3 protein-coding genes and 2 pseudogenes are annotated in these 3,296 nt (G+C 65.3%); 1 reads left to right on the top strand and 4 read right to left on the bottom strand.

The genetic code is table 11. The features are described 5' to 3' along the window. Window positions 1-171: pseudogene (locus K2X24_RS02250) on the bottom strand (IS3 family transposase); the annotation flags it as partial. Window positions 172-258: 87 nt separating this feature from the next. On the opposite strand from K2X24_RS02250, the pseudogene K2X24_RS02245 reads away from it, so the two are divergent. Beyond that, window positions 259-414 (top strand): annotated as a pseudogene (locus tag K2X24_RS02245) (IS630 family transposase); the annotation flags it as partial. A 117-nt stretch (window positions 415-531) separates the two neighbouring features. Here the strand turns inward: K2X24_RS02245 and K2X24_RS02240 are convergent. Genes K2X24_RS02240 through K2X24_RS02230 form a run of 3 tightly spaced genes read right to left on the bottom strand, consistent with a single transcriptional unit; the run spans window position 532 to window position 3,121 of the window. Continuing rightward, entirely contained in the window at window positions 532-648 is a 117-nt protein-coding gene (locus K2X24_RS02240) for a DUF2474 family protein (RefSeq protein WP_145984818.1), read from the bottom strand. Between the two features lie 11 nt (window positions 649-659). Next, window positions 660-1,673 carry a cytochrome d ubiquinol oxidase subunit II gene (cydB, locus tag K2X24_RS02235; RefSeq protein ID WP_048464244.1) on the bottom strand — a complete coding sequence of 338 codons (1,014 nt, stop codon included), beginning with the start codon at window positions 1,671-1,673 and terminating at the stop codon, window positions 660-662. 5 nt (window positions 1,674-1,678) lie between these two features. Next, a complete protein-coding gene (locus tag K2X24_RS02230) occupies window positions 1,679-3,121 on the bottom strand; it encodes a cytochrome ubiquinol oxidase subunit I (protein WP_292494231.1) in 1,443 nt (480 codons plus the stop codon). Window positions 3,122-3,296 lie beyond the last annotated feature (175 nt).

Genomic DNA, 3,296 nt, shown 5'->3' with positions numbered 1-3,296 from the left:
TTGGTCGATCTGCAGGCCGCCGTATTTCTTGCGCCAGCGTGAGTCGCTCTGCTCGGAGATCTCCGCCTCTCTGCACGCTATCGCCAAACTTTTGAACTGCGCCGTCTGAACCTCGATCTGGCGCAGCTTCAGCACCACCTGCCCCGCACCCGTCTTTTGATCTTGCTTCATGTCCAGCTCATGCGGTCCTGGCTGCTCCTCTCAATTAGCCCGGTCCGAAGCCAGCCGGTCGGGTCGCAGGGGCCATCCACACCATCAATCGAGCAGCCCTTCGCCAAGCAGAAAGGCCTTCGCCGCACCAGGGCGGCTCACACCGCCCTAGATCTGTGGGAGGCCATCAAACGCGCGCCGACACGCTTCCAACCAAGTAAGTGCTGCAACGACCTCGCATCAGAGGGATACGACACAACCTGATTGGATGCCGCTCTAAGAGGCCGATTTTACCCAGCCCGGCATGTCCCCAAAGAGGGGGGAAGTTTTTGCTCTGCTCAAGGCGGGCGTACAACTTGAGCAGAGCACACGCTGGTAGCGTCAAATGACTTTGAGCAGCCAGCGCAGCGGGATGGCGACCGCCGTGAGGCAGGCGATACCGCCGGCCCAGAGTGCCACGAACCAGCCGAGGCGACGCATCGAAACGGGAACGGACATGATGGGGCTCCTCAATGGTAGCCCGGGGCACTGGCGGTGACCTTCCCCCGGAACAGCCAGTAGACATAGGCGGTGTAGCCGAGGATCATCGGCAGCAATACGACCGTCCCGACGAGCAGGAAGAGCTGGCTGCTTGGGTGGGTGGCCGCATCCCAAATCGTCACCGTGGGCGGTACGATCATCGGGAACAGGCTGATGCCGAGCCCGACATAGGACAGTAGGAACAGGCCGAGCCCACAGAGGAATGGCATGACCTCCTCCCGCCGGTCGAGGGCGTTACGCAGACGCAAGCCGAGAAGAGCAACGAGGACCGGGACGGGAGCAACGAAGGCCATCGCCGGCCAGGTGAACCAACGTCCACGGAATGCAGGGCTTAGGAACGGCATCGCTAGGGAAACGGCGGCGATGGCAGCGAAGGTTGCAAGGCCGAATCCCCGTGCGAGGCGATAGGCCCTGAGCTGCAGTTCGCCTTCCGTCTTCCAGATCAGCCAGCAGGTCCCAAGGAGCCCGTAGCCGGCGATTAAGGCGAGGCCGGTGAGGATGGAGAAGGGCGACAGCCAGTCCCACCAGCCCCCGGCATAGGCCCGCCCCTCGACTCGGACGCCCTGCACCAGGGCGCCGAGGCAGATCCCCTGGCAGAAGGCCGCGACGAAGCTACCGGCCGAGAAGGCTCCGTCCCAGGCCGTCTGGGACATCCGCGTGGCGGAACGGAACCGCATCTCGAACGCGACCCCGCGAAACACGAGGGCGAGCAGCATCAGCGTCAACGGAATGTAGAGGGCCGGCAGTAGAGTGGCGTAGGCCAGGGGGAACACGGCGAACAGGCCGCCGCCGCCGAGGATGAGCCAAGTCTCGTTGCCGTCCCAGACCGGGGCGACGGTGTTCACCATCACGTCCCGGTGAGCCTTCTCGCGAATGGCCGGGAACAGGATACCGACGCCGAGGTCGAAGCCGTCCATGACAACGTAGAGGAAGATGGCGGTGGCGATGAGGAGCGCCCAGACGAGGGTGAGATCGACGGTCATCGGGGTTACTCCGCGGGCTGCAGGGCGGGACGGCTCGCGCCGTGATGGGGCGTATCGAGCGCCGGTGCCGGGGTGATGCCGGCGGTGCGGGTCGGCACGCCGGTGGGCGGTCCCGATTCGTGGACGTGCGGAGTCTGGTTGAAGAGGTGGATCAGGTACCAGATGCCCGCCCCGAACACGACGAGGTAGACGACCGCGAAGGCGGCGAGCGAAGCGGCGACAGCGGGGGCGGCGACCGGGGAGACGCTGTCAGCGGTACGGAGCAACCCGTAGACCGTGAAGGGCTGCCGCCCGGTCTCGGTGACCGTCCAGCCAGCGGTGACGGCAATCAGGCCGGACGGTCCCATGGCGACCGCGAAGCGGTGGAACCAAGCAGTGTCGTAGAGCCGGTTCTTCCATCGCAGCCAGAGCGAGGCGAGACCGAGGGCGATCATAAGCAGGCCGAGCCCGACCATGATCCGGAAAGACCAGAACACGAGCGGCAGGTTAGTCGGCCAAGTCGAGCGGGGCATGTCCTTAAGCCCGCGCACGGTGCCGTTCAGGTCGTGCGTGAGATAGAGGCTAGCGAGGCCCGGGACACCGACGGCTCGGCGCGTCTCGCCGGCCTCGGCGTCGGGCCATCCGAACAGTAGCGCGGGCGCGCGCTTCCGGGTCTCGAAATGGCCTTCCATCGCCGCGACTTTGGCGGGTTGGTGCTCGTAGGTGTTGGCACCGTGCATGTCGCCGATGACGAGCTGCGCCGGCGCGACGATTGCAGCCATCCACATGGCCATGGAGAACATGACCCGGGCGCGGGGATTCACGTCGTCGCGTAAGAGGTGCCACGCGCCGACGGCGCCCACGATCATCGCCGTGGTCAGGTAGGCACCGGTCACCGTGTGTGCGAACCGGTAAGGGAAGGACGGGTTGAAGATGATGGCCCACCAATCGGCAGGGGCGAACCGGCCGTCCGGACCCATAACGTGCCCGGTGGGGGTTTGCATCCAGGAATTGGCCGAGAGGATCCAGAAGGCGGAGGTCAGGGTGCCGATGGCGACGAGGCAGGTGGCCATGAAGTGCAGGCGTGGTCCGACGCGCTCCAGGCCGAACAACATGACGCCGAGGAAGCCGGCTTCTAGGAAGAACGCGGTCAGCACCTCGTAGCCGAGAAGAGGCCCCAGGATCGGCGCGGTGCGGTCTGCGAAGACCGACCAGTTGGTGCCGAACTGGTAAGACATCACCAGTCCCGACACGACGCCCATAGCGAAGGCGACTGCGAAGACCTTGAGCCAGTAGCGATAAGTATCGAGGTAGACGGCCTTGCCGGTGACGAGCCAGCGCCCCTCCAGGACGGCGAGGAAGCTCGCCAGGCCGATGGTGAAGGCGGGAAACAGGAAGTGCCAGACGACAGTCAGCGCGAACTGGGTTCGTGCCAGATCCACCGCACTCGGGAGGGTGAGGGAAGGCATTAGGATCTCCGGGCGTCCGAGCCATGCGCCCGGATCGATCCGCCCGACGATGGCGGGGCCCCTACGCGGCTTCCTTGCGCTAAATCAACGTGGCCAAAATCTTCCCGACGGGAAATGCCCGGTCGGCCGAGCGTCACAGTGGTCACTTTCGCGAGGCCTCGCCCCCCCTCCTAAG

It is taken from the genome of Methylobacterium sp. (assembly GCF_019750675.1).
GTDB lineage: Bacteria > Pseudomonadota > Alphaproteobacteria > Rhizobiales > Beijerinckiaceae > Methylobacterium.
This window is presented reverse-complemented; position numbering and strand designations above follow the sequence as displayed.

Bases quoted from the DNA above. Each gene is read 5' to 3' on its own strand.
- cydB (WP_048464244.1), bottom strand. From the start codon at position 1,673: ATGACCGTCGATCTCACCCTCGTCTGGGCGCTCCTCATCGCCACCGCC.
- K2X24_RS02230 (WP_292494231.1), bottom strand. From the start codon at position 3,121: ATGCCTTCCCTCACCCTCCCGAGTGCGGTGGATCTGGCACGAACCCAG.
- K2X24_RS02240 (WP_145984818.1), bottom strand. From the start codon at position 648: ATGTCCGTTCCCGTTTCGATGCGTCGCCTCGGCTGGTTCGTGGCACTC.